24 protein-coding genes, 1 tRNA gene and 2 pseudogenes are annotated in these 22,699 nt (G+C 34.8%); 17 read left to right on the top strand and 10 right to left on the bottom strand.

Features of this window, described 5'->3' with window-relative positions; translation table 11 throughout:
• Nucleotides 1-61: 61 nt before the first annotated feature.
• The 8 genes from J7E44_RS06155 (at nt 62) to J7E44_RS06120 (ending at nt 6,232) form a co-directional block, all read left to right on the top strand.
• The gene (locus tag J7E44_RS06155) at nt 62-388 is read left to right on the top strand and encodes an ArsR/SmtB family transcription factor (protein WP_214826623.1); all 327 of its coding nucleotides are present in this window, start codon (nt 62-64) and stop codon (nt 386-388) included.
• Entirely contained in the window at nt 388-957 is a 570-nt protein-coding gene (locus tag J7E44_RS06150) for a hypothetical protein (protein ID WP_214826620.1), read from the top strand. The genes J7E44_RS06155 and J7E44_RS06150 overlap by 1 nt, the downstream gene beginning before the upstream one ends.
• A gap of 54 nt (nt 958-1,011) precedes the next feature.
• Nucleotides 1,012-1,485, top strand: coding sequence for a DUF6428 family protein (locus J7E44_RS06145; RefSeq protein WP_214826618.1), 474 nt, complete (start codon nt 1,012-1,014; stop codon nt 1,483-1,485).
• 32 nt (nt 1,486-1,517) lie between these two features.
• On the top strand, nt 1,518-2,291 hold the full coding sequence (locus J7E44_RS06140) for a metallophosphoesterase family protein (protein WP_214826616.1): 774 nt from the start codon (nt 1,518-1,520) through the stop codon (nt 2,289-2,291).
• 15 nt (nt 2,292-2,306) lie between these two features.
• Nucleotides 2,307-2,918, top strand: a complete 612-nt coding sequence (locus J7E44_RS06135) for an arsenate-mycothiol transferase ArsC (protein ID WP_214826614.1) — start codon at nt 2,307-2,309, stop codon at nt 2,916-2,918.
• A gap of 1 nt (nt 2,919) precedes the next feature.
• On the top strand, nt 2,920-3,411 hold the full coding sequence (locus J7E44_RS06130; RefSeq protein WP_214826612.1) for a GNAT family N-acetyltransferase: 492 nt from the start codon (nt 2,920-2,922) through the stop codon (nt 3,409-3,411).
• 6 nt (nt 3,412-3,417) lie between these two features.
• Nucleotides 3,418-4,449, top strand: a complete 1,032-nt coding sequence (arsB, locus tag J7E44_RS06125) for an ACR3 family arsenite efflux transporter (protein WP_214826609.1) — start codon at nt 3,418-3,420, stop codon at nt 4,447-4,449.
• A 247-nt stretch (nt 4,450-4,696) separates the two neighbouring features.
• The gene (locus tag J7E44_RS06120) at nt 4,697-6,232 is read left to right on the top strand and encodes a SulP family inorganic anion transporter (RefSeq protein WP_214826606.1); all 1,536 of its coding nucleotides are present in this window, start codon (nt 4,697-4,699) and stop codon (nt 6,230-6,232) included.
• 422 nt (nt 6,233-6,654) lie between these two features.
• Here J7E44_RS06120 and J7E44_RS06115 read toward each other — a convergent pair whose 3' ends face one another.
• On the bottom strand, nt 6,655-7,008 hold the full coding sequence (locus J7E44_RS06115; protein WP_214826603.1) for a winged helix-turn-helix transcriptional regulator: 354 nt from the start codon (nt 7,006-7,008) through the stop codon (nt 6,655-6,657).
• A 118-nt stretch (nt 7,009-7,126) separates the two neighbouring features.
• On the opposite strand from J7E44_RS06115, the gene J7E44_RS06110 reads away from it, so the two are divergent.
• Nucleotides 7,127-8,092 (top strand): aldo/keto reductase, encoded by a 966-nt coding sequence (locus J7E44_RS06110; RefSeq protein WP_214826600.1) that lies wholly within the window; start codon nt 7,127-7,129, stop codon nt 8,090-8,092.
• Nucleotides 8,093-8,460: 368 nt separating this feature from the next.
• On the opposite strand, the gene J7E44_RS06105 is transcribed toward J7E44_RS06110, so the two are convergent.
• The 3 genes and pseudogenes from J7E44_RS06105 to J7E44_RS06095 form a co-directional block, all read right to left on the bottom strand.
• The gene (locus J7E44_RS06105) at nt 8,461-8,904 is read right to left on the bottom strand and encodes a JAB domain-containing protein (protein WP_214826597.1); all 444 of its coding nucleotides are present in this window, start codon (nt 8,902-8,904) and stop codon (nt 8,461-8,463) included.
• 62 nt (nt 8,905-8,966) lie between these two features.
• Nucleotides 8,967-10,022, bottom strand: a pseudogene (locus J7E44_RS06100) (DUF932 domain-containing protein).
• Between the two features lie 42 nt (nt 10,023-10,064).
• Complete coding sequence (locus J7E44_RS06095) at nt 10,065-10,469, bottom strand: single-stranded DNA-binding protein (RefSeq protein ID WP_214826594.1); 405 nt, start codon at nt 10,467-10,469, stop codon at nt 10,065-10,067.
• 512 nt (nt 10,470-10,981) lie between these two features.
• Here J7E44_RS06095 and J7E44_RS06090 point away from each other — a divergent pair.
• The 4 genes and pseudogenes from J7E44_RS06090 to J7E44_RS24225 form a co-directional block, all read left to right on the top strand.
• Nucleotides 10,982-11,266: a hypothetical protein gene (locus tag J7E44_RS06090; RefSeq protein ID WP_214826592.1), complete on the top strand. Its 285-nt coding sequence runs from the start codon at nt 10,982-10,984 to the stop codon at nt 11,264-11,266.
• 190 nt (nt 11,267-11,456) lie between these two features.
• Nucleotides 11,457-12,347 (top strand): Fic family protein, encoded by an 891-nt coding sequence (locus tag J7E44_RS24085; protein ID WP_214826589.1) that lies wholly within the window; start codon nt 11,457-11,459, stop codon nt 12,345-12,347.
• 89 nt (nt 12,348-12,436) lie between these two features.
• Nucleotides 12,437-12,598: a hypothetical protein gene (locus J7E44_RS06080; RefSeq protein WP_214826586.1), complete on the top strand. Its 162-nt coding sequence runs from the start codon at nt 12,437-12,439 to the stop codon at nt 12,596-12,598.
• Nucleotides 12,599-12,618: 20 nt separating this feature from the next.
• Nucleotides 12,619-13,554 (top strand): annotated as a pseudogene (locus J7E44_RS24225) (recombinase family protein); the annotation flags it as partial.
• A 589-nt stretch (nt 13,555-14,143) separates the two neighbouring features.
• Here J7E44_RS24225 and J7E44_RS06070 read toward each other — a convergent pair.
• A tRNA-Leu gene (locus tag J7E44_RS06070) sits at nt 14,144-14,225 on the bottom strand.
• Nucleotides 14,226-14,293: 68 nt separating this feature from the next.
• Nucleotides 14,294-15,061 carry an MBL fold metallo-hydrolase gene (locus tag J7E44_RS06065; protein ID WP_214826583.1) on the bottom strand — a complete coding sequence of 256 codons (768 nt, stop codon included), beginning with the start codon at nt 15,059-15,061 and terminating at the stop codon, nt 14,294-14,296.
• Nucleotides 15,062-15,115: 54 nt separating this feature from the next.
• Here J7E44_RS06065 and J7E44_RS06060 point away from each other — a divergent pair, with 54 nt between their 5' ends.
• Nucleotides 15,116-16,543, top strand: coding sequence for a TonB-dependent receptor (locus tag J7E44_RS06060; protein ID WP_214826580.1), 1,428 nt, complete (start codon nt 15,116-15,118; stop codon nt 16,541-16,543).
• 12 nt (nt 16,544-16,555) lie between these two features.
• Nucleotides 16,556-17,005, top strand: coding sequence for an XrtF-associated fRMsr-like GAF protein (locus J7E44_RS06055; RefSeq protein ID WP_214826577.1), 450 nt, complete (start codon nt 16,556-16,558; stop codon nt 17,003-17,005).
• Nucleotides 17,006-17,139: 134 nt separating this feature from the next.
• Here the strand turns inward: J7E44_RS06055 and J7E44_RS06050 are convergent, their stop codons facing one another.
• The 4 genes from J7E44_RS06050 to J7E44_RS06040 form a co-directional block, all read right to left on the bottom strand.
• A complete protein-coding gene (locus J7E44_RS06050; RefSeq protein ID WP_214826573.1) occupies nt 17,140-17,877 on the bottom strand; it encodes an ABC transporter substrate-binding protein in 738 nt (245 codons plus the stop codon).
• A 19-nt stretch (nt 17,878-17,896) separates the two neighbouring features.
• On the bottom strand, nt 17,897-19,219 hold the full coding sequence (gene mgtE / locus J7E44_RS06045) for a magnesium transporter (protein WP_214826570.1): 1,323 nt from the start codon (nt 19,217-19,219) through the stop codon (nt 17,897-17,899).
• Nucleotides 19,220-19,772: 553 nt separating this feature from the next.
• Nucleotides 19,773-19,916, bottom strand: coding sequence for a bacteriocin-like protein (locus tag J7E44_RS24375; protein WP_449243612.1), 144 nt, complete (start codon nt 19,914-19,916; stop codon nt 19,773-19,775).
• 467 nt (nt 19,917-20,383) lie between these two features.
• Nucleotides 20,384-20,941, bottom strand: a complete 558-nt coding sequence (locus J7E44_RS06040) for a pyruvate decarboxylase (RefSeq protein ID WP_214826567.1) — start codon at nt 20,939-20,941, stop codon at nt 20,384-20,386.
• A 173-nt stretch (nt 20,942-21,114) separates the two neighbouring features.
• Here J7E44_RS06040 and rpsO point away from each other — a divergent pair, with 173 nt between their 5' ends.
• Both rpsO and J7E44_RS06030 read left to right on the top strand, forming a co-directional pair.
• Nucleotides 21,115-21,384 carry a 30S ribosomal protein S15 gene (rpsO, locus tag J7E44_RS06035; protein WP_214826564.1) on the top strand — a complete coding sequence of 90 codons (270 nt, stop codon included), beginning with the start codon at nt 21,115-21,117 and terminating at the stop codon, nt 21,382-21,384.
• Nucleotides 21,385-21,526: 142 nt separating this feature from the next.
• Nucleotides 21,527-22,699, top strand: a complete 1,173-nt coding sequence (locus J7E44_RS06030) for an acyloxyacyl hydrolase (protein WP_214826561.1) — start codon at nt 21,527-21,529, stop codon at nt 22,697-22,699.

Below are 22,699 nucleotides of genomic sequence, written 5' to 3'. Positions count from 1 at the left end.
TTTTATTTTGAAGACATACATTTAAAAATAATATCGTAATATTGCAATATAATAATTAATTATGGGTGCAACGAAGACAGATCATTTTACAGACCATCAAAACCAGATTGCAATTATTGCAAAAGCCTTGGGGCATCCTGCAAGAGTTGCTATCATAGAGTATTTATTGAAGGTCAATACCTGTATAACCGGAGATATTGTCAATGAGTTGCCATTGGCACAGCCAACAGTATCCCAGCATCTGAAAGAATTGAAAAATGCAGGACTCATACAGGGTAGTATTGAAGGCAATTCTGTTTGTTACTGTATTGACGAAAAAACCTTCGATATATTGAAAGAATATTTCTCAAAAATAATATTCACAGTAACCAATCAAAAATGTTGTTAATGATGGAAACTGCTTTCATTTTATCTTCAGTATTATTGATCAGCTATTCGCTATTGGCAGTATTTGACGGTGTATTTCTCCATCTATACAAATATCGCCTATATGAGCATAAGGAAAGTAGATTTGAACATCTTACACATACGATAAGAGCCATTTTGTTTACGGGTATTCTTATTTCTTTGTTCATCAATATTGAAAGCAATAACTGGTTTATATTCGGCTCCATTTTGATAGTCGCAGATATCATCACGTTGGTAATTGATGCATATGTCGAGAAAGACAGCAGGCAGTTTATGGGGGGTCTTCCTCGTTGGGAATATATTATCCACCTCTTGGTAAACGGTTTTCACTTTGCAGCTATTGCTGTATTTTTAGTGATCAAAGTTAATTTTGAAGCTGACGGAATTACTTTAGTGAACAATTTTCAGGAAGGAGAAAGCTTTCAAAGCTTTAAACTGATTGCTCAAAATTTATTGCCCGGAGCAATCATCATAAGCTTTTTACATCTACTGGTTTACAGCCCAAAATTCAATTACTATTTTAATAAGATCCAGCTAAAATGCTGTTAAAAAATTTTGTTTAAAAGTATCGCAATATTGCATTATAACTATAAATATACAACAATGAAACTTTCAGAAATTAAAGAAATCCTTCCAACATTAGAAAATGTTGAATTTCAATTAGAAGACGGAACATTTGTACCAGAACATTTCCATGTTACCGAAGTCGGACAGATCAATAAAAAATTCATTGACTGCGGTGGCGTAATCCGTGATGAAAAGGCAGTGAATTTTCAACTGTGGAATGCTGATGATTATGAACATCGTTTGAAACCGGGAAAACTATTAAGCATTATCAGACTATCTGAAGAAAAATTAGGAATTGAAGACAACGAGATCGAAGTAGAATACCAAAGCAATACAATTGGTAAATACGATTTAGAGTTTGATGGAAAAGTTTTTGTTCTGAAAAGTAAAACTACAGCATGTCTGGCTCAGGATGCCTGTGGGATTCCTTCTGAAAAGGAAAAGAAGAATTTATCTGAATTACCGGTAAACAATTCTAACGCTTGTACGCCTGGAGGCGGTTGTTGCTAATTATTCCCAAGATAAAATCAAAAAAGGAAACAATGAAAATTGCATTATTCAGTGATATACACGCTAATTTACCTGCTTTGGAAGCCTTCTTTAAGGACGTAGAAAAAAGAGATCCTGATAGCATTTATTGTCTGGGAGATTTGGTAGGTTACAACATTTGGCCGAATGAAGTCATTAACGAGATCCGTAAAAGGAAAATACCGACCATTGCGGGTAATTATGATTTTGGCATCGGACGGATGAGTAACGACTGCGGCTGTGCCTATAAAACCAATAGTGAAAAAGACAATGGTAATATTTCCATTTCTTTTACAAACTCTATTATGAAAAATGATGAACGTGCTTATTTGCGATCGCTTCCCGCACATATCAAAGTTGAATTTCAGCTAAATGAGGATAAACTAAATCTTCTTTTGGTACATGGCAGTCCAAGGAAAATCAATGAGTATCTTTTTGAGGACAGGGAGGAAAAGAGCATGCTCCGGATCATAGAACAAGCAGATGCAGATATTATGTGTTTTGGTCACACCCATAAACCATATCACCGTATTTTAAATTCGGGAACTGAAGATCTGCCTCATTATCGTCATGCAATTAATATCGGTTCTGTTGGAAAACCTAAAGATAATGATGTTCGGGGCGCTTATGTTATGCTGACCATCAATGAAAATAGTTCCATATTGAATAATGACAGTATTGGTGTTGAATTTATACGATTTGATTATGATATTGAAAAAGCAGCCAAGGCAGTAGAAGACAGCCCATTGCCCAATGAATATGCAGGAAATTTAAGAAGAGGCTATTAATTTTAATGAGTAAAAATGAACCAGAATATTTTAAAAACCATTAAGGAAATTTCAATACAAACTATCTCAGAAGAGAGAAAAACTGTGTTAAAGCCATTAATAGATTACATACAAAACAAAGTGAAAACTGACCAGACCACCAGGCTCAATTTCATCTGCACTCATAACAGCCGAAGAAGTCACCTATCTCAGATCTGGGCCCAAACCATGGCTTTTCATTTTGGAATTAAAAATACGTTTTGTTATTCTGGAGGAACAGAAGGTACTGCAATGTTTCCAAAAGTGGCTGAGACATTGATGGCCCAAGGTTTTCAAATCCAGAAGTTGAGTGAAAACGAAAATCCTGTTTATGCGGTAAAGTATGCTCAGAATGAAGCTCCTGTCATTTGTTTTTCAAAAGAATACAGCAATGAATTTAATCCCAAAAATGAGTTTGGTGCCATTATGACTTGCAATAATGCCGATGAAGGCTGTCCTTTAGTAATCGGAGCGGAATCGAGATTTCCTATCAAGTATGATGATCCCAAAGCTTCAGACAATACCCCTGAACAGACTAAGATTTATGCAGAAAGAAGTCTGCAGATTGCAGTAGAAATGTTTTTTGTTTTTTCACAGATAAACAAATAGAATGGAAATAATAACGATAAAAAAGGATCATTTTCCAGAAATAGCGGAAATCTACAGACAAGGTCTTGAAACAGGTCATGCGACTTTTGAAACATCGGTTCCTGTATGGGAGGATTGGGATAAAAGTAAATTAAAGCACAGCCGATTTGCAGCTATTATTAATAATACCGTTGTTGGTTGGGCTGCACTGTCAGCAGTGAGCGACCGCTGTGTATATGGTGGTGTGGCAGAATTGAGTATCTACGTTTCTAATGCCCATAAGGGAAAAGGTGTCGGAAAATCCCTGATGTTAAAACTGATAGATGAAAGTGAAAGTAATGGAATATGGACACTGCAAAGTGGCATGTTTCCTGAAAATGAAGCAACCGTAGCTCTTCACAAAAGGTCCGGATTTCGATTAATAGGTCACCGTGAAAAAATAGGCAAGCTTGGAAATATCTGGCGTGACACGATTATCATGGAAAGAAGAAGTAAAACAATAGGAATAAATTAAAATAGTATGCAGCCAAAATTAAAATTTCTCGACAGATACCTGACCTTATGGATATTTCTTGCTATGGCAATCGGCGTGGGCTTAGGATTTTTATTTCCGGGCATTTCAAAAGTCACCGACTCTTTATCCGTTGGAACGACTAATATTCCTTTAGCCATAGGATTGATATTGATGATGTACCCTCCACTGGCAAAGGTTGATTATTCATTACTACCGATAGCCTTCAAAGATAAAAAAGTAATTAGCATATCACTGCTGCTGAATTGGATTATAGGTCCTGTATTGATGTTTGTACTGGCTATTCTTTTCCTAAGAAATGAGCCGGATTACATGATCGGATTGATCCTCATCGGACTCGCAAGATGTATTGCAATGGTTATCGTATGGAACGATCTGGCCAAAGGGAACAGAGAGTATGCCGCCTTATTGGTCGCTTTAAACAGTATTTTCCAGATATTCACCTACAGTTTTTTTGTATGGTTATTTATTAATGTTTTACCGGGAAAATTAGGATTAGCTAATTTCAATGTGAGCGTTTCCATGAAGGATGTTACAGAGAGTGTTCTCATCTATTTAGGTATTCCGTTTCTGGCTGGTTTCTTAAGCCGGTACTTCCTGGTTAAATTAAAAGGTACAGAATGGTACAACAGAAAATTTGTACCCGCAATATCACCCATAACGTTGTATGCATTATTATTTACCATTGTTTTAATGTTCAGCCTGAAAGGTGAAAAAATAGTGGAACTACCGATGGATGTGGTAAAAGTAGCCATACCATTAGTCATATATTTTGTGCTGATGTTTTTTGTTAGTTTCTTTATTAACAAATCACTTAAAGTACCATACGACAAAAATGCTTCAATTGCATTTACTGCCACAGGAAACAATTTTGAACTGGCAATTGCGGTCGCAATCGCAGTGTTTGGCATCAACTCTCCGCAGGCTTTTGTGGGTGTTATAGGCCCTTTAGTTGAAGTGCCGGTACTCATACTTTTGGTGAGGGCTAGTTTGTGGCTAAAGAAAAAGTACTACCGTTAAACAATATCAGAAGCAAGAGAAATTCCATTAAATAGACTTATTTTAAGTCTATTTTTTTTATATTTGTATTCTCTTATGAAATTATTCAAAATTACATCTTCTCAAGTTACACCGCCTTAATTTAGTAGGCCAATAATTCATTATATATCCAAAAGTCCTTTTGGGTAATTTTTCTTATACTTTTCAAAATAGATTTTTAATAATTATTCCCATGGTGTTACTATGGGCTAAAATATAGATTATACATATGGAAAACACTTTCTTCAGTTTTCAGTCATTACGTGACATAAATTTTAAGAACGAAATTTTAGCAGGATTAACTGTTGCCATGACAATGATTCCTGAATCATTGTCATTTGCGATTCTGGCAGGACTTTCACCATTAACAGGCTTATATGCTGCCTTTTTGATGGGTATAGTAACGGCATTTCTTGGTGGAAGACCGGGAATGGTATCTGGTGGTGCAGGTGCGACTGTGGTGGTACTGATTGCATTGGCTTCTACTCATGGTGTCGAGTACCTTTTTGGGGCGGTAATATTAGCAGGAATTCTACAATTGTTAGTTGGTATTTTAAAGCTCGGCAAATTTGTGAGATTAATTCCACAACCCGTTATGTACGGTTTTTTGAATGGTCTTGCAGTGATCATTTTTATGGCGCAAGTAGCACAGTTTAAAGTTATAAAAAATGGAGTAAGCTCCTGGATGGAAGGACCTGCCCTTTTAATTATGGCTGGGTTGACACTTCTGACCATTGCCATAGTTTTTATTTTCCCTAAAATTACAAAGGCTGTTCCATCCTCACTAGTAGCAATCATTATTGTTTTCGGTCTGGTTTACTTCTTAAACATAGATACCAAAAAAGTTATAGATATAGCATCTGTCAGTGGCTCTCTGCCTTCTTTTCATATTCCAAATATCCCCTTTAATATAGAAGCCTTACAAATTATCTTTCCTTATGCAGCTATCATGGCGGGAGTTGGACTTATTGAGTCTTTGTTGACTTTAAATATGGTAGATGAGTTGACCAATACAAAAGGTAATTCCAATAGAGAAGCCTGTGCGCAGGGTGTTGCTAATATTACCAATGGCTTTTTCGGAGGAATGGGAGGATGTGCTATGGTTGCACAGACATTGGTAAATATAAGTGCTGGAGCACGAACCAGAATCTCGGCAATTATAGGAGCGCTGACTATTTTAATTATCATTCTGGCAGGAGGGCCAATCATCGAACAAATACCAATGGCAGCGTTGGTTGGCGTAATGATGATGGTGGCTATTGGAACGTTTGAATGGATATCTTTCCGCATCATCACTAAAATGCCTAAATCAGATATTTTCGTGGGCATGCTTGTAGCTGTAATCACAGTTTTACTACATAATCTAGCTTTAGCAGTACTGATTGGCGTTATTATATCAGCTTTAGTTTTTGCCTGGGATAATGCGAAAAGAATCAGAGCAAAAAAATCAATTGATGAATCTGGTAATAAAGTGTATGAGATTTACGGGCCGCTTTTCTTTGGAAGTACAACCGCATTTGTTGACAAATTTGATGCAATGAATGATCCCGAAAAAATCATTATTGATTTTAAAGAATCTCGTGTAGCAGATATGTCAGCCATAGAAGCTCTAAAAAAAGTAATTGAAAAATACAAAACATATAATAAAGGTGTAGTTCTAAAACATTTGAGTTCCGACTGTATACAATTATTGGAGAATGCGAATGGCTTTATCGAAGTGGATATACATGCCGATCCAACTTATAAAGTGATGCCAGGCAAGTAAAAAATAGTTAGTGAATTTTCACTAAGTATTTTTAGCCTTTTGATAAAATTCACATCAATGATGGTTTTTGTTCTAATTTTCCATTTCCTAGCAATTTTCTAAATATTATGTGGTGTTCCAGATTACTCTATCATTTATTATTAAGTGTTAAATGACAAAAAATCTGGAACACTAACATAAGTGATTACACAACATAATGGGTTTATGACGGTTTTGGAAACGAAAAACAAATCAATTTTCAATTTAACCATAAAAACTAATTTTAGAGGCTTATCAATATGATAAGCCTTTTTTATTGTTCATCGATAACATTTTTTCTTCAAGTACGCTCAGTTTTACAGAAAAATGGTCATTTGAAACACCATGTGAAGTACAATAATCCTACAAAATGTTGTGGAGCGCTAATTTTAAAATATAAAAAGTCATTGATTGGGTAGAATTAACTTTTCCAGTTCTTCACGATGGTCTTCACCCCACTGAGCAGTAGATTTAATTGTAGGAATCAGGGATTTACCCAACTCAGTCAAATCATATTCAACTTTTAAAGGAAGTTCGTTATAGATAATCTTCGTTAAAATACCGTGATCGACCAGTTGTTTCAATTGCGTATCTAAAACCCTTCTGGATGCATTAGGTATCTTACGTTGTAATTCTCCCGGACGTTTTATGCCTGAATAAATACACCATATCAAACTAATTTTCCATTTCCCATTGATGATTTCCATAAAAAGGTGCAGTCCACAATTGAGTGAAACGGGTATTTTTTTCTTGTACATTATCCATTAATATAATCCAAATGTAAGTAATAAAAAAATAATTCTGATATGGGTAAATTTAGCCGTACTTGCGCATAATACTTTCTGTTTTTATTTTTGTAAAGTAATAATTAAGAATATGAAATATAATTTATTTGGAACAAAAACAGGATTGTATGCCAGCGAACTTATCTTAGGTGCCGCAAATTTTGGAACCCGAAGTGGCTACGGAGCCGAGCCTGTAGAAGCTAAAGAAATATTAACTGCTTACGCAGATGCGGGTGGCAATTTTATAGATACTTCAGATGCATATCAGTTAGGTCAATCCGAAGAAATCCTTGGTGAATTTTTAGAAGGTCAGCGTAGCAATTTTATTATTTCCACAAAATATACAAGAAGTAATACGGCTAATCCTGCTATTAGCAATTTTGGAAATCACCGTAAGGCAATGAGACAGGCGGTCGAGTCCAGTCTCAAAAGATTAAAAACCGATTATATTGATATTTACATGCCCCATTATGATGATGGCGTTACACCAATTGATGAAATTTCCAGAGGTCTGGAAGATCTTGTAAACAGTGGTAAGGTTTTATATACAGGATTATCAAATTTTCCAGCTTGGAAAACTTCAGCAATAGCATCTTATATAAAATTATCGGCAATGCAAATTGAGTATAATTTGTTACAGCGCACTGCTGATAGGGAATTTATAAAAATGGCAGAACATTTTGGTTTGGGCACAATGATGTATTCGCCGTTATCAGGTGGGCAACTTACGGGTAAATATCGGAGAGGTGAAAAGGGTAGAATAAATCGTAACTCTGATGGAGAGTATCAAGAAGACGAAATTGCAGAAAAAATTATTAATGAACTTTTTTTAATCGCAGAAGAGTTTGAAGCGACACCTGGGCAGGTTGCTTTAGCTTGGGTTTTGTCAAAAAATGGTTTTCCTTTGGTTGGAGCCCGTAAAATTGAACATTTTAATGATGCTCTAAAATCGACCACCATCGTATTATCTGACAGTCAGATGCAGAAATTGGATGAACTAAGTTCAATTTCCTTAGGATACCCGCATGAGCTTCTTAAGAAGGTCAGGGGATATTAATTTTAACTTTATTTCCTTCCTCTAAGAACATCATCAAATATAAAAAATGCTAAAAAAATGTGATTGTATTTTCACAATAGAACTGTTGTTTACTGTAAATTTCTTTATAGCGAGATGTAAACCCTATTATAAAAAACTAATAACCAATTTAATTCCAAAAGGATTCTCAAATCCCCTAATCATCTAATTAGATATTGAATTCTAATCATATATATAACTTTTATGATTTAGATGGTATTGCATGGTTGATCATAGGAGCTATATTATTTTATTTGCGAAATGACGTTTCCGACCATTGAAAGGAATTGTCTTTTCGCTCGAGATTAAAAAACAGCAACCTCAAAATTGCCGTTTTTCTTGACTATTTTTTATAAATGCCCATTATCTGCAAAGGATATATATTGGGTTGATGTTAAAATACAATGGTCTAACAGTTTTATATTAAGAAACTCTGAAGCACGTTTAATATTTTCCGTTACTTTTATGTCTTCTGCTGAAGGTTTCAAATTTCCAGATGGGTGATTATGTGCTAAGATGAGACCCGTAGCATTACAAAGTAAGGCAGCTTGCATAATAATTCTTACGTCTACAACCGTTGAAGCAATACCACATTCAGAGATTTTTTTTATTCCTAAAACTTTATTTGCCTGATTGAGATAGAGTGCATAAAAAGATTCCCTATAATCCACTTCTTCTGTATCAAAGTGTTGACGAAATACTTTTACTGCGTCTCGTGATGTAGTGATGATTTTTTCAGAATTTCCTTTTCTGGTATATGTTAGTTTTATCTCATTAACGATGTTGTAATTCATTTTAATTGCTCTTGCACGGCAGAGACTCAGATTTCCCGTGCTTAAAAAATTCAAACTTTAGATTAGTTCATTATTAGAGAATTTGAACCCAAACGGGAAAAAGTTTCACATAAGTCAAAAGCTTTTTGAGATTTCAGTTGTGCGGTACCACCCAAAACAATAGATTTCAGTTTAGCTTCGTTGTCTTTATAGCTTCTGACATTTTGAAAATATCCTGTCACGATATTATAAGCGCCATACAATGTTTCTTTGGTTTCATCTGTTGGCTTTCACTTTATATGACATTCGCAAAAGCATCATCAACGATATTTTTAAAGACAGTTGACAAATCATCAAAATTTCCTTTTTGCAGATGTTGTAAGGTTTCTGAGTGCCAATTGGATCAGTTTTTTCATTTCATCATCACCGACCGTTATTTTTGCCCAATGATTAAACTTGCTTTCCAATTCTGTACTCAATTTATTGGCTAAGCCCATGACTTTATAGGGCATCTTCCAAGCGCTGTTTTGCTCCTGCGGTATGTCTGATGCGTACAACATTGCTCATATTTTTTAAAGAAGCATTCAAGGTGTTTTGACAAACGATGCGCACAGGTGTAAATGCGGCGGTGATACTTCTGCTACCATCATGGGAGGTGGTAAGGAAAATATATTTTTCTGTAATATCGTCGCCGTTGCCAACACGAATGTAATCGGGTAGTTTTGCCGTAATAAAGATGCGTTCGCCATTGCCTAAAGCTCCTGCAGTTTCATACGAAATTCCATTTTCACCTCCTACGATGGCATCAAAAAATAAAAGGCTTCACGGTTTTGTACGATGTGGTAATCTTTACCAACCACACCCAACACTGTATTATTGTCGGTTCGGATGTTGGCAAAGTGGTTGGGGACATTCAATTCAGAAACGAACATTTCTATTCCGTCAGTATTTTCTTTAATGCTTGAACCTTTTGTAAAAAGAGGTGCTTTCTCTACCTCATAGTCAAGTCCTGCAAATTTGATGGCTTCTTCACTTGTCGGATATTCCTGTACCACCTGCCCCAAGCTGTGCCATGCTTTTTCTCTTACACTGAAAAATGAATATTTTCCTGTTCTGTCGTTGATTAAATTATGTGCCATGATATTGATATTTTGATTGTTAGAAAATTGTATTTGATGGTTTTAAAATGGGAGATCATCATCTTTATTGCTGTCATTGGATTTGGAAATTTCCTTCCTATCTTTTTTATTCGACTCAGTAGAAATTTTTTCACTTCGCTTAGTACTGCTGTGAATTTTGATCTGTGAGGTGTGGAAATTTAATCCTGCATGAGGTTTTCCGTCTTTTCCTAACCATGCAGATGTATAAGTTCTTCCGCTTAATTCCACCAAAGTACCTTTTGTTAAAAAGTCGGCAATTTTCGGAGAAATCCAATAGGCGCATTCAAAATAGGTGGTTTGTTCGATTCGTTCGCCTTGTTTGTTGCGATAGTTGTTGTTTATAGCAATTGAAAAATTGACTACCTGTTTTTCATTTGGCAAGTTGCGCAATTCCGCATCCCTTGTCGGTCTTCCGATAATGTTCATAACCGTAGGTTTTTAAAGATTGTACATTTTGATTTGTTCTCAATCTCTTCTCCGACCCATCCCCTAAAAACCCTTCAGGCTTCGCTGAATTTTTTCAAAAGAAAACCGGAAAAAAGAAAGCAGATAATCAAAGCGGTCAATGCTGAAAGCCAAAAGGAAACGGAATAATTGGAGGGTACCTTCAGGGAGGAAGCCGTTTATGCCGTAGTCTTTTGGGTGAGTGAAGAAATTGATGACCGATATACCTTAGCTGCCTTTTTACCGGTTGATTGTGAAAATATTAATGAATTCAATAATCAAGAGTGAACCTGATCTATTATTAAAAGCATAATTTATTTCTAAAGCTAATGTTCCAAAAGAGAAGTTTCCAGTAAATGAAGGGAACTTCCGGAAAATACGAAACACGGTCTCGTATTTCTGTGGAAGATTTAAATTATAAATACCGTCTTGTGCCTCTGCATTTACATTGTCCTGGTCTCATTACATTCAGCTGATGAAAATTGAAGATGAGAATGAGAGAAATTTTTGAAATAGGTGCGACTCAAAACAATTGGAGTGTCAGAGAATTTTCGCAGAAATTTAATTCTGCATTATACGGAAGATTTGCTTTGAGTAAGAATAAGGACGATATAAAGCAATTGGCTAAAAAAGATCAAATTATAGAAAGGCCGACCGATCTGCTCAAAAGCCATTATGTTCTCGAATTCCTTGATTTAAAACAAGATCACCGCTACGCGGAGAGTGATCTGGAAACGATCATCAATAAGCTGGAGCATTTAAAAATATTATCTTGTTAGAAAGAATTTTTAAAGACTCAGACTAAGTATAAAAGTCAAATTATTTTTAACGTTTTCTGTAAACATATTTTTTTTATTTATCAATAGTGCTATTTATTACTAATATCATTTGCCTTTAACGGCAATAAAACTTACATTTGTTTTGTTAAAATGTTTAATTTTTGCCGATGTAGGCGATTTAGTAAATACTATGAAATATATTTCAGTAGCAGAATTTTCCAAAAAATGGAACATGCCTCAAAGAACTGTCAGGAATTACTGTTCTCAAGGAAGGATTAGTGGATCATTTTTAACAGGTAAAACCTGGAATATCCCGGAGGATGCATTACCTCCTTCCAAAGAAAGTAAAAAAAAGTTTAGCAATAATGTTCTCTTAAATAAACTTAAGGAGGAAAAAGAAATGAAGCTAAAAGGAGGAATCTACCATCGAACACAGATTGATCTGACATATAATTCAAATAGGATAGAAGGAAGCAGGCTAACGCTTGATCAGACAAGATATATTTTTGAAACAAATACTGTCGGAGTATCTAAGGAAAGTATCAATGTGGATGACATTATAGAGACAACGAATCACTTTCGAGCCATTGATCTCATAATTGATAAAGCAAAATCAAAACTAACTGAATCTTTGATAAAAGAGCTTCATTTCTTGCTAAAGTCAGGAACTTCAGACAGTGCAAAAGGCTGGTTTAATGTTGGTGAATATAAAAAATTACCAAATGAAGTGGGTGGAAAAGGAACTACTCCGCCAAGCAAAGTTGCGGCTAAAATGAAAGATATATTATCCGAATACAACGATATTTCAAATAAGACAATTGAGGATATCATTGCCTTTCACTATCAGTTCGAAATCATTCATCCTTTTCAGGACGGAAATGGGCGTGTCGGTAGATTGATTATGTTTAAAGAATGCTTAGCTAACAACGTTGTTCCATTTATTATTGATGAAGAGCTTAAGCTATTTTATTACCGAGGATTGCAAGAATGGGAAAATATTAGAGGTTACCTTTTAGATACTTGCCTTACTGCTCAGGATAACTACAAGGCAATATTGAAATATTTTGAAATTCAAGAATAATTAGCACTTCAAAGACAAGTGATTCATATGGAAGTCTTAATTCATTACCATTGGATGTGCCGAATATTTTTATTTAAAAGATATCGGTTATGGAAAGGAATATTGAAATTAAAAATATAAGCATTGACGAAGTTATCAAATTATTCAAGGAAGAAGAGGGAATCGAATTAACTATTGAAGAAGCTGAGCAAATAACAGCATTTCTAAAAATGCTTTTAGAAATTACCGTAAAACGTTTTTTAGATGAATAATATATTGTAAGATTTTAAAGATGAAAAAAGCCGATTTATATATTCGTGTGTCAACTGATGAGCAGGCGGATAAAGGATATTCCCAGAGAGACCAGGAAGAGAGATTGAGACGCTATTGTGACAATAACAATATGATTGTTGGTCAAATCATCTATGAGGATTTTTCGGCCAAGACTTTCAATCGACCTGAATGGATGAAATTACTTGATATGCTTAAGAAAAAGAGTTCAAAAACAAATTTAGTATTATTCACAAAATGGGATCGTTTTAGCAGAAATGCTGGTGATGCCTACCAAATGATCAATATTCTTAAAAAGCTTAATGTTGAACTGCAAGCCATTGAACAACCGTTGGACCTTTCAATTCCTGAAAACAAGATGATGCTGGCAATATATCTTGCTGCGCCAGAAGTTGAAAACGACAGGCGTGCCTTAAATACTTACTATGGAATGAGACGTGCCAAGAAAGAAGGAAGATTGATGGGTAGAGCACCTTATGGATATGCAAATAAGATCACGGAAAATGGAAAGAAGTATGTAGCTCCAAAAGAACCGGAAGCTTCCAATATGAAATGGGCATTTAACGAGATGGCGAAAGGTGTTTTTTCTGCGAGCCAAATTATGGATATGATGAACAAACGGGAAGGAAAAACTGTAAAAGTCAGTGCTTTTCTTGCTGGTTTACGAAATCCTGCATATTGCGGAAAAATACATGTAGAACAATTTAATGAAGAGGAGGCACATTTTGTTTCTAGTATTCACGAACCTTTGATAAGTGAAGAATTATTCGAAAGAGTACAAAATATAATGGATGGCAATGCAAATCTATCCAGACCCAATGTTAAAGTTTTATCTGACGATAATCTTCCTTTGAGAGGATTCCTTATCTGTCCAGACTGTGGTCATTTGATAACAGGGAGTGCATCTACAGGACACTCGAAGAAATATTATTACTATCACTGTCAGTCACCATGCGGATATCGGTATAAGGCAGAGATTATCAACAATAAATTTTTGGAAATACTTCAAGCTTTAGAAATGAGAGAGCCCATTAAAAAATATTTGAGTAGAGTCTTGAAACAGAACTTTGAGAAGTTTATCAATAATCCTCAACATGAAAGAAAAAAGATATTACTGGAAATAGATGGATTGAATAACAGGTTAAAGTCGGCACGAAATAAACTGTTGGAAGATGTCATTGATGACGATGAGTACTTCGAAATTAAGACTGATTGCAAAGACCAAATTGAAAAGTTAGAAAGCAAATTGACCAAAGTAAAAGATAAAAAGAAAATAGATTTTCCGAAACTCCTTGAGCATGCATTATCGAACGTTGTAAATCTTGCTAAAGTCTATTCTGATGGGGATATTGACTTAAAACGTAAGATTATTAGTTCGATATTCCCTGAAAAATTGGAATTTTTTGAAAATCATTATCGAACTATTCGAGCCAACGTTTTACTGTCCTATATCTATCAGGTTAACAATGAGTTACGAACTAAAAAAAACCGAAAAGAAAGTGAATTATCACCTCTTTCCGGTCTTGTACCCAGTACCAGAATCGAACTGGTACATCTTTCGATACTAGAGTTTGAGTCTAGCGCGTCTACCAATTCCGCCAACTGGGCTTGTTTTAAATTGGTGTGCAAATATAGAAACTTTTCTGAAAATTTAAAAACTTTTTATGAACTTTTCTTTAAAATTTTATTTCCAAACCGTCGTAAGCAAGGTGCATTCCGGGTGGAAGTAGTTTATCTTCAACATCATGCAAACCTAGGTGATGGCTTATATGAGTAAGAAATAATTGTTTAGGTTTTAGTTCTTCATGGAGCTGGATAGCATCTGGAAGAATAAAATGAGCCGGATGGGGATCAAATTTTCGGATGACATTTAAAATTAAAACATCAAGATCTTTTAATTTTTCTTTTTCAGTTTCAGAAATAAAGCTGGCATCCGTGATGTAGGCCAGTTTTTTGAACTTATATCCAAAGATAGCTATTTGATGGTGCATTACCTCGATTGGAGTTATCTCTGCATCTAAAATATGAAAAGGTTTATTTTCAATTTCATGAAGATCAAAAGCTGGGGCGCCGGGATATCTCACGTCGGCAAAAGCATAAGGAAAGCGCTCTCTAATTTCATTTCCTACTCTTTTATTACAGTAAATAGGCATGTTTTCGCCACTTTTGAAAATAAGTGGCCGCATATCATCTAGCCCGATGATATGATCATTATGCTCATGGGTAATTAGAGCGATATCTACTGTATTTTCGTGGTTTACCAACATCTGCTGCCTGAAATCCGGGCCGCAGTCGATGAGTATTTTTCTGTTTTCTTCTGTAGAGATCATTACGGAAGATCGCAAGCGATTGTCTTTTGGATTATCCGAAGTACAGACCTCACAAGTACAGCCAATAACGGGTACGCCCTGAGAAGTACCAGTTCCTAAAAATTTCAACTTCATTTTGTTTTGAGGTTGGTATTATTTTGGTAAATTTACAAAAAATTTAATGTCCTAATGTATCAGAAACTAACTCCTAAACAAAAAGCATTAACAATTAATCTAGATCCTACTATTTATGGTACTTTCGCGGAAATTGGAGCAGGGCAGGAGACTGTTCGACATTTTTTTAGAGCAGGTGGGGCTTCCGGTACAATTGCTAAGGCGATGTCTGCATATGACAAAGATTTTAGTGATGCCATTTATGGGAAAGAGGCTAAAAACAGGTATGTTACTCAGAACCGACTTCGCAAAATGCTTCGATATGAAGTTGCATTGATAGAAGAAAGGATTTCCAGAGAAAACAGCCCAAACAGAAAGTTTTTTTCCTATGCTAATACGGTAACTACCATTAATTTTGATAAGACCCTTAAAGGGCACGGTTGGGTAGGAATCCGTTTTCAGGTAAAAGAAAATGAGGACTATAACGAAATTGTTATCCACGTAAAATTCAAAGAGAATGATGCTACTTTACAGCAGGAAACTCTTGGAAATTTAGGGGTAAATCTTATTTTCGGAGCCTTTACTTATTATGACAATCCACGAACATTAATTGAGTCTTTATATGATGATGTAGCGACTGACAATCTTGAAATTGATATGATCGATTTCAGTGGTCCTGCCTTCGACTATGTGGATAACAGATTGATGTCTTTACAACTGGTGAAAAATAACATGACTGATGCTGTTATTTTCAATAGCCAGGGTAATAATATGTTACCGGCAGATATTCTTTACAAGAAAAATATTTTTGCGGTAAGGGGAAGTTTCAGACCAGTAACCAAAGTAAATATTGACATGCTGCAAAATGGTATAGATATGTTTATGAAAGATGCTGCTTGTACCCAGGAACAAACCGAAATTTTAATTGAAATTACAATTTCCAACCTTCGGGCTGATGGTGATATCGATGAAAGGGATTTTATGGATAGGGTGGATATCTTAGGGAAATTAGGATATACGGTAATTGTTTCGAACTTCTCAGAATACTATCGATTGATCGATTATTTTGCTTCCTATACTACCGGAAATATTGGAGTGGCAATGGGAGTAAATAATCTGTTGATGGTGTTTGATGAGAAATACTATAAAAACCTGTCAGGTGGAATTCTCGAAGCCTTTGGTAAGTTTTTCCGTAACGGAATGAGAGTGTATCTTTATCCATATAAAGATCCGGAAACGCACGAATTACTGGATGCTTCTACGCTTAAGGTAGAAGAAAATTTGAAAGAGCTTTACAAATACTTCAAATTGAACAATCGTATCGTAGACATTAAAAATTATAATCCGGAGTTCCTGGAAATTTATTCCAGAGAAATATTAAGAAAAATTGCTTGTAATATCAAAGGCTGGGAAACTCAGGTTCCTGAAGGTGTTGCGGAAATGATTAAAGAACGTGGGATGTTCGGATATAAAGAAGAATTTTCATTAAAACAACTCTCTTAAAACAACAATATAATGTCAGAATTAAAGAAAAGGCTTTCTTCTATTCTTGAAAGCCCAAAACATAATACAGAAGAAAAACTTCAGAAAGTTTGTCACCTGCTGGATCAGGAAATTTCCTATTTCAATTGGACAGGTTTCTATTTTAAAAATGGAGATAAGGAGGAATTGATTTTAGGTCCTTATGTAGGAGCTGAGACGGATCATACTATTATTCCATTTGGAAAAGGTATTTGTGGTCAGGTTGCAGTTTCTAATGAAACCTATGTAGTCCCTGATGTTAAGCAGGAAAGTAATTATTTGAGCTGTTCAATTGATACCAAGGCAGAAATCGTAGTTCCGATTTTTAAAAATGGAGAAAATGTTGGACAGATCGATATCGATTCTCATAAAATAGATCCTTTTACGGATGAAGACCGTGAATTATTAGAATGGCTTTGTAAAGAAGTTTCCAAGATTTTATAATCGATCTTAAAGAAAATACAACTCCGGTCACAGGCCGGAGTTTTTTTGTTTGTATGGTCTTAGCATTTATTCTAAAGTATCTGCGGGCAATAAAACATATTCATTTATTTAATAGAAATGGGCATAGTCATAAATTATTTAGAATCTGAATCTATCTCAGTAATCAATTCTTTAAAATAATCTTCACATTTTGCAATGTGTGTTCCATACCAGGAAAATGCTTCCCCATCAACAATCATCATTTTTTTATCGGGATAATATTCTTTTAACTCTGCAATATGTTTTTCTTTAAATGGAAAGGGTTCAGAAGAAAGCATGATAACATCCGTATCAGCAAGATCTTCAATGGTAACTTCCGGATATCTGGTTTTATCTTTGAAGCTATTCTCAAAACCAATTTCAGTTAAAATTCTATGGATAAAAGTATCAGAGCCAATAGTCATATAAGGGTTTTTCCAGATCAGGTAAGCTGCTTTTATTTTTGAATTGATTTTCGCTTGGTTTAGAACCTCATAGATCTTCAGATTGTAAGTTTTTGCTGTTTCTTCTTTATGGAAAATATTTCCTAAATTTTTTAATAGATAATAGTTGTCTTCAATGGTTTCAACGTTTGTTACAACAACTTTGAAATCTTCCATTAGAGCTTCTACCTGTTCTTTGATATTTTCTTCTTTATTAGCCAGAATAAGATCAGGGTGTAGACTTTTAATCTTTTCAATATTCAGATTTTTTGTTCCACCAATAATCGGAATGTTCTTTACTTTTTCTTGGGGATGAATACAGAATTTTGTTCTTCCAATGATCTCGTTTTCAGTTAAACCCAAATCAAATAAAGCCTCCGTAATAGAGGGTACCAGAGAAATAACTTTCATTTTTAGACTTTGCCTAAAATTACAAAAGTTTACCGGTTAAGAAAAGTCCGGCTACGGAAAAGTAAATAATTAATCCTGTTACGTCCACTAACGTAGCTACAAAAGGGGCGGATGAGGTAGCGGGGTCAAGTTTTAATTTTTTTAATATAAAAGGGACCATAGAACCTGAAAGTGTTCCCCAAAGTACAATTAACACTAAAGAAACCGCGACACTTAAACCTACATATACCCAATGGGCACCGTAACTGAAGAAGCCTGCTTCATGCCAGATCATAATTCTTAAAAAGCCAATAATACCAAGGATTCCTCCTAAAAACAGGCCTGTAAAGATTTCTTTCTTCATGACATACCACCAGTCCTTTAAGCCTATTTCCTGCAGTGCCATAGCTCTAATGATAAGCGTTGCGGCTTGTGAACCTGAATTTCCACCACTGGAAATAATTAATGGAACAAACAGTGCCAATACAACTGCCTTTTGAATTTCGTCTTCAAAATATCCCATTGCTGATGCTGTGAGCATTTCAGAAAAGAATAATATGATCAACCACATTCCTCTCTTTTTTACCATTTCGATAAGCGAGGTTTGTGTATAAGGTAAATCTAATGCTTCAAGACCCCCAAATTTCTGGATGTCTTCCGTGTTTTGTTGTTCGATCTGGTCAAGGATGTCATCAATAGTTACAATCCCTACAAGGACGCCTGATTCAGTGATAATAGGAAGTGCAGTACGGTCGTATTTTTCAAAATATGTAACGGCATCCTCTTTTGAGGTCATCGTTGTTATAGCCACAAAATGATTATCAGTGAGATCAGATACCAAAGTGTCTTCCTCTGCTAATAATAGACTTCCGACTGCTAAGTCATCAATTAAACGGTTTCTTTCATCCACCACATAAAGATGGTTCATTGTTTCAACCCTTTTTCCAACCTTCTTGATCTGTTGCAGACATTTCTTTACTGTCCACTCCTTACGGATCTGGATGTAGTAGGGGGTCATTAATCGGGCAATGGAATCAGAATGGTATCCCAAAAGTTTCAATGCAATCCTTCTTTCCTGTGGGTTAAGATGATTGATGGAATATTTAATAAGTTCATCCGGAAAATCTTCAAACAGTGCCGTCCTGTCATCTGGAGTCATCGCATTCAGGATCTCTGAAACATCATCACTTCCAATACTTCTGATAGTTTCTTCCTGGAAGTCCGGATCGAGATGAGAGAATACCTCTGCTTTGTATTCTTTGGGAACTTTCAAAAATGCCAATAGCCTCTCATCAGCAGGAAGATCGCTAAGAGTTTCGGCAATGTCGGCAGGATTTAAGATAAGTTCGTCAGTATAATTCAAAACGTGAGATTTTTGGATACGCAAAAATAATTCAATTTTTTAGAATTGCCCAATGATGTGGCAAAATTAAGGATTTATTAAAGTTTTATTCTTGTGATGTGTGGTAATTAGGATTGATCTATAGGGGATATTAATGAAAAAACATCTGTGGGGGACAGATGTTTAAATTAGTTTTAAAAAAAATAAGTTTTTTATTCAAGCGGTTCGCAAACAGGAAAGGGAGATACTATACACATTCCTCCGCTACAGCATTCTCCAGCCCAGCATTGAGTTGAATCTTTGCACTTTCTGATAAGCCCGCTGCCATTTATTTCTTTTTGCATCAGTCTGTCCAGTTTTTTTAAATTTACATTTTTCATGGTATTTGATTTAAATTAATCTTCAATACAAGCTTGCGGTACACAGATTCCATTGCAGCACCATGCTCCAAAACATTGTGCGTGGCTGGTGCATCTTTTAAGAGCTCCGCCATTAATTGCTTTTTGTTCTTGTCTGTTAAGTTTTTTTAGATTTTTCATAAGGTTTTAATATAAAGTTAAACTGATAGGTGTTATTAATCTTCAAAGCACGCATCCAGAACGCAAACCCTGTGGCAGCAAAATCCTCCAAAACACTGTGAGTTGTCAGTGCATTTTATAATTCCACCTCCATTAATTGTTTTTTGTTCTTGTCTGTTGAGTTTTTTTAAATTTTTCATAGTGTAAAGTATTTGGTTTTAATGTGTTACTAAAATAATGAAAATATTCATATTATTCACTCATTTGTAGAGTTAATTGTTTCCTGCTAATCTTTATCAGATGAGAATTATGGTATAAAAAACAAAACACCCGCAAAAATTGCGGGTATAATAATGAATTTAAAAAATGAAGAGATTTATTTTGTTTAATTAAACTTCGGGTAGGTGGTGAGTACGATATACTCTTTTTCGACATGATCTATCAGTACATCTAAAATGCTTAGTTACATCTCAAGCTGTAACACTAGGGTTTCAATGCTTGCTTCGGGTTGGTTTTTGATTTTTCATGGTCATTAGTTTGTTAGTATGAAACTAAATTAATCAAAATATTTGAATTATTCATAAATAAATTGAATTATTTTTATCAAAATTTATTAAAATTTTGATTTCTAATGAGATGTGTGAAATGTGGTGATAGTGATGTAAAACTAAAAGCCAGATTCTGAAGAAGGTTTTAGTTTTCTTAATTTTTTCAGAATACTTTTTATTGCTCCGTTGGTTCCTATCTTGATAGAGTTCTCTGCTGAACCTAAAAGACGCATATTTTTACGGTAAGTATCATAATCCGATTCTGTAATAAAATTCCCCGATGCATCAAAAAGTTTCATACTTACAATAACCTGATTGGAGAAAACATACTTTCCAATTCCTACTTTGAAATATTTTACCTTAGGAACGATCGCAAAATCAGCATCATTGTTGATGCAGTAGTCAGCAATGGTTTGGGTATCTACACTATCAAAAGGGATCTGGACTTCAGTTCGAAGCATTTTATTTTTCTTATAGCCGCTTAAATGATCTGAGACAGCACTAAAAAATGCATGATTGGTAGGCTCTTTTATTTCTTCAATATCAGGTTCTACTTCAGGATTAAAGTATAGAACTTTTTTTATTTTGTCCTCTGAAGCACCTTTTTGTGCTTTTACTGAAGCGATACCGATCAGTAAAAGAGTAGAAGCCGTGGTAAAAAGTAAAATTTTTCTCATTTGTATTCGTTTGCAAAATTACTGTCTTTTAACGGGATGGCATAAAATTTATTAAGAAATTTTTAACATTTTTTTCTATCATTTTTGATATATGAAATCAATAATGTTTTGCTGACTTAAAAAATAGTTGTACTTTTGCACCCGTTACATAATAATCATTAAACAATATTGGAATGTACTTAACAACAGAAAAAAAGCAGGAAATTTTCTCAAAACACGGGAAATCTGCACAAGACACAGGAAGTGCTGAAGGACAAGTAGCTCTTTTCACTTTCAGAATCAATCACTTATCTCAGCATTTAAAGGCTAACCGTCACGATTTTGCAACGGAAAGATCTTTGGTGAAATTAGTAGGTAAAAGAAAAAGTTTATTAGATTACCTTAAAAATAAAGATATCGCAAGATATAGAGCAATTATTGCTGAACTAGGTTTAAGAAAATAATCTACAATGATTTTCAAAATAAAAAGCAACTTCGAAAGAAGTTGCTTTTTTGTTGGTTTAATAGTAATTTGAAATTTAATTTAAATAATTATTAATTTATTGTGAATGAATGGTTAGATTTGCCAGTCTTTAAACTAAATTGATGTTTTTTAGGTATTTCTGTCTGATTGTACTTTCTTTAATTTTTGATTTTTGCATTGCGCAGGAAAAAGAAATCACAGTGCCTTCTTCTTTGGCATTCTCCGGTGGAACGGAGTACGGAAATTTTTTTCGCACCAATGACCCCCTGAAAAGTTATCAACGAAGTGACTATATGGGATATTCTTTTCAGGTTTTAAAACAGACCAATGGTAAGAAGGATTGGGAAAAGGCTTATAATTATCCTCAATATGGTATTGGATTTTTCGCTTTTGACTTTCTCAAAAACAAGGAAATGGGAAGTCCATTTGGAATCTATGGTATTTATAATGGAAAGCTCAAGCAGTGGGGTAAGCTGAAATGGTATCATAGTGTTAACTTCGGAATTTCATTTAATTCTAATCCATTTGATGAAGATCATGGCTATTACAATACATCTGTAGGATCTAAAACGAATATGTTTATCAGTTTAGGAACCGGAATGTATTATGAATTAGGGAAGCATTTTGATCTAGGATTAAATCTCAAGTTTAATCATCTTTCCAACGGATCATTAAAATTCCCGAATAAAGGTCTTAATACTTATGCCCCTCAGTTAAGTCTTGTTTATTATCCGGAGCGGGCAGTATCTCATGTACGAGATACCGTTTTTGTTGATCATAAAAGGTATAATACACTGGAATTCTCAGTTTTTGGAGGACGGAAAAATATCTTTTATCGAGGTGGACAGCGTGATGAGTTAAGAAAACGGTATGATGGGTTTAATTACTCAGTATATGGTGCAGAAGCTTTTTATATGCGGCAATATTCTCCAAAATCAGCTTATGGAATCGGTATTGGTGTTACTCATGATGAGCAATATAATCACACCATGTATATATCAGATAGTACACTGTATCAGAAAAAACGTTTCTCGAATGATCGGTTGTTATTCAGTGTTATTCCTACTTATCGGTTAATGATTGGTAAATTGTATGTAAATATTGGTGCAGGATATTACATTTTTAAAAAAGAACGGAAATATGACAGTCCAGCTTTTTTTCAAAAAATAGGCTTGCATTATCAGATCACCGACCGGCTTTTTGCTTCATTTGGAATTAATGCGTATGATCTACATATTGCTGATTATCTTGAATGGAGATTAGGATATACATTTTCTAAAAAAGAAAGAAGATAG

Origin of the sequence: Chryseobacterium sp. ISL-6 (assembly GCF_018613715.1) — a bacterium.
Taxonomy (GTDB): domain Bacteria; phylum Bacteroidota; class Bacteroidia; order Flavobacteriales; family Weeksellaceae; genus Chryseobacterium; species Chryseobacterium paludis.
Note: the sequence above shows the minus strand (reverse complement) of the source record. Positions and strands in the feature narration are given on the sequence as shown.

What these genes read in the sequence shown, in the direction of transcription:
- J7E44_RS06155 (WP_214826623.1), top strand. Translation starts at nt 62, where the DNA reads ATGGGTGCAACGAAGACAGATCATTTTACAGACCATCAAAACCAGATT.
- J7E44_RS06150 (WP_214826620.1), top strand. Translation starts at nt 388, where the DNA reads ATGATGGAAACTGCTTTCATTTTATCTTCAGTATTATTGATCAGCTAT.
- J7E44_RS06145 (WP_214826618.1), top strand. Translation starts at nt 1,012, where the DNA reads ATGAAACTTTCAGAAATTAAAGAAATCCTTCCAACATTAGAAAATGTT.
- J7E44_RS06140 (WP_214826616.1), top strand. Translation starts at nt 1,518, where the DNA reads ATGAAAATTGCATTATTCAGTGATATACACGCTAATTTACCTGCTTTG.
- J7E44_RS06135 (WP_214826614.1), top strand. Translation starts at nt 2,307, where the DNA reads ATGAACCAGAATATTTTAAAAACCATTAAGGAAATTTCAATACAAACT.
- J7E44_RS06130 (WP_214826612.1), top strand. Translation starts at nt 2,920, where the DNA reads ATGGAAATAATAACGATAAAAAAGGATCATTTTCCAGAAATAGCGGAA.
- arsB (WP_214826609.1), top strand. Translation starts at nt 3,418, where the DNA reads ATGCAGCCAAAATTAAAATTTCTCGACAGATACCTGACCTTATGGATA.
- J7E44_RS06120 (WP_214826606.1), top strand. Translation starts at nt 4,697, where the DNA reads ATGGAAAACACTTTCTTCAGTTTTCAGTCATTACGTGACATAAATTTT.
- J7E44_RS06115 (WP_214826603.1), bottom strand. Translation starts at nt 7,008, where the DNA reads ATGTACAAGAAAAAAATACCCGTTTCACTCAATTGTGGACTGCACCTT.
- J7E44_RS06110 (WP_214826600.1), top strand. Translation starts at nt 7,127, where the DNA reads ATGAAATATAATTTATTTGGAACAAAAACAGGATTGTATGCCAGCGAA.
- J7E44_RS06105 (WP_214826597.1), bottom strand. Translation starts at nt 8,904, where the DNA reads ATGAATTACAACATCGTTAATGAGATAAAACTAACATATACCAGAAAA.
- J7E44_RS06095 (WP_214826594.1), bottom strand. Translation starts at nt 10,469, where the DNA reads ATGAACATTATCGGAAGACCGACAAGGGATGCGGAATTGCGCAACTTG.
- J7E44_RS06090 (WP_214826592.1), top strand. Translation starts at nt 10,982, where the DNA reads ATGAGAGAAATTTTTGAAATAGGTGCGACTCAAAACAATTGGAGTGTC.
- J7E44_RS24085 (WP_214826589.1), top strand. Translation starts at nt 11,457, where the DNA reads ATGAAATATATTTCAGTAGCAGAATTTTCCAAAAAATGGAACATGCCT.
- J7E44_RS06080 (WP_214826586.1), top strand. Translation starts at nt 12,437, where the DNA reads ATGGAAAGGAATATTGAAATTAAAAATATAAGCATTGACGAAGTTATC.
- J7E44_RS06065 (WP_214826583.1), bottom strand. Translation starts at nt 15,061, where the DNA reads ATGAAGTTGAAATTTTTAGGAACTGGTACTTCTCAGGGCGTACCCGTT.
- J7E44_RS06060 (WP_214826580.1), top strand. Translation starts at nt 15,116, where the DNA reads ATGTATCAGAAACTAACTCCTAAACAAAAAGCATTAACAATTAATCTA.
- J7E44_RS06055 (WP_214826577.1), top strand. Translation starts at nt 16,556, where the DNA reads ATGTCAGAATTAAAGAAAAGGCTTTCTTCTATTCTTGAAAGCCCAAAA.
- J7E44_RS06050 (WP_214826573.1), bottom strand. Translation starts at nt 17,877, where the DNA reads ATGAAAGTTATTTCTCTGGTACCCTCTATTACGGAGGCTTTATTTGAT.
- J7E44_RS24375 (WP_449243612.1), bottom strand. Translation starts at nt 19,916, where the DNA reads ATGAAAAATTTAAAAAAACTCAACAGACAAGAACAAAAAACAATTAAT.
- J7E44_RS06040 (WP_214826567.1), bottom strand. Translation starts at nt 20,941, where the DNA reads ATGAGAAAAATTTTACTTTTTACCACGGCTTCTACTCTTTTACTGATC.
- rpsO (WP_214826564.1), top strand. Translation starts at nt 21,115, where the DNA reads ATGTACTTAACAACAGAAAAAAAGCAGGAAATTTTCTCAAAACACGGG.
- J7E44_RS06030 (WP_214826561.1), top strand. Translation starts at nt 21,527, where the DNA reads ATGTTTTTTAGGTATTTCTGTCTGATTGTACTTTCTTTAATTTTTGAT.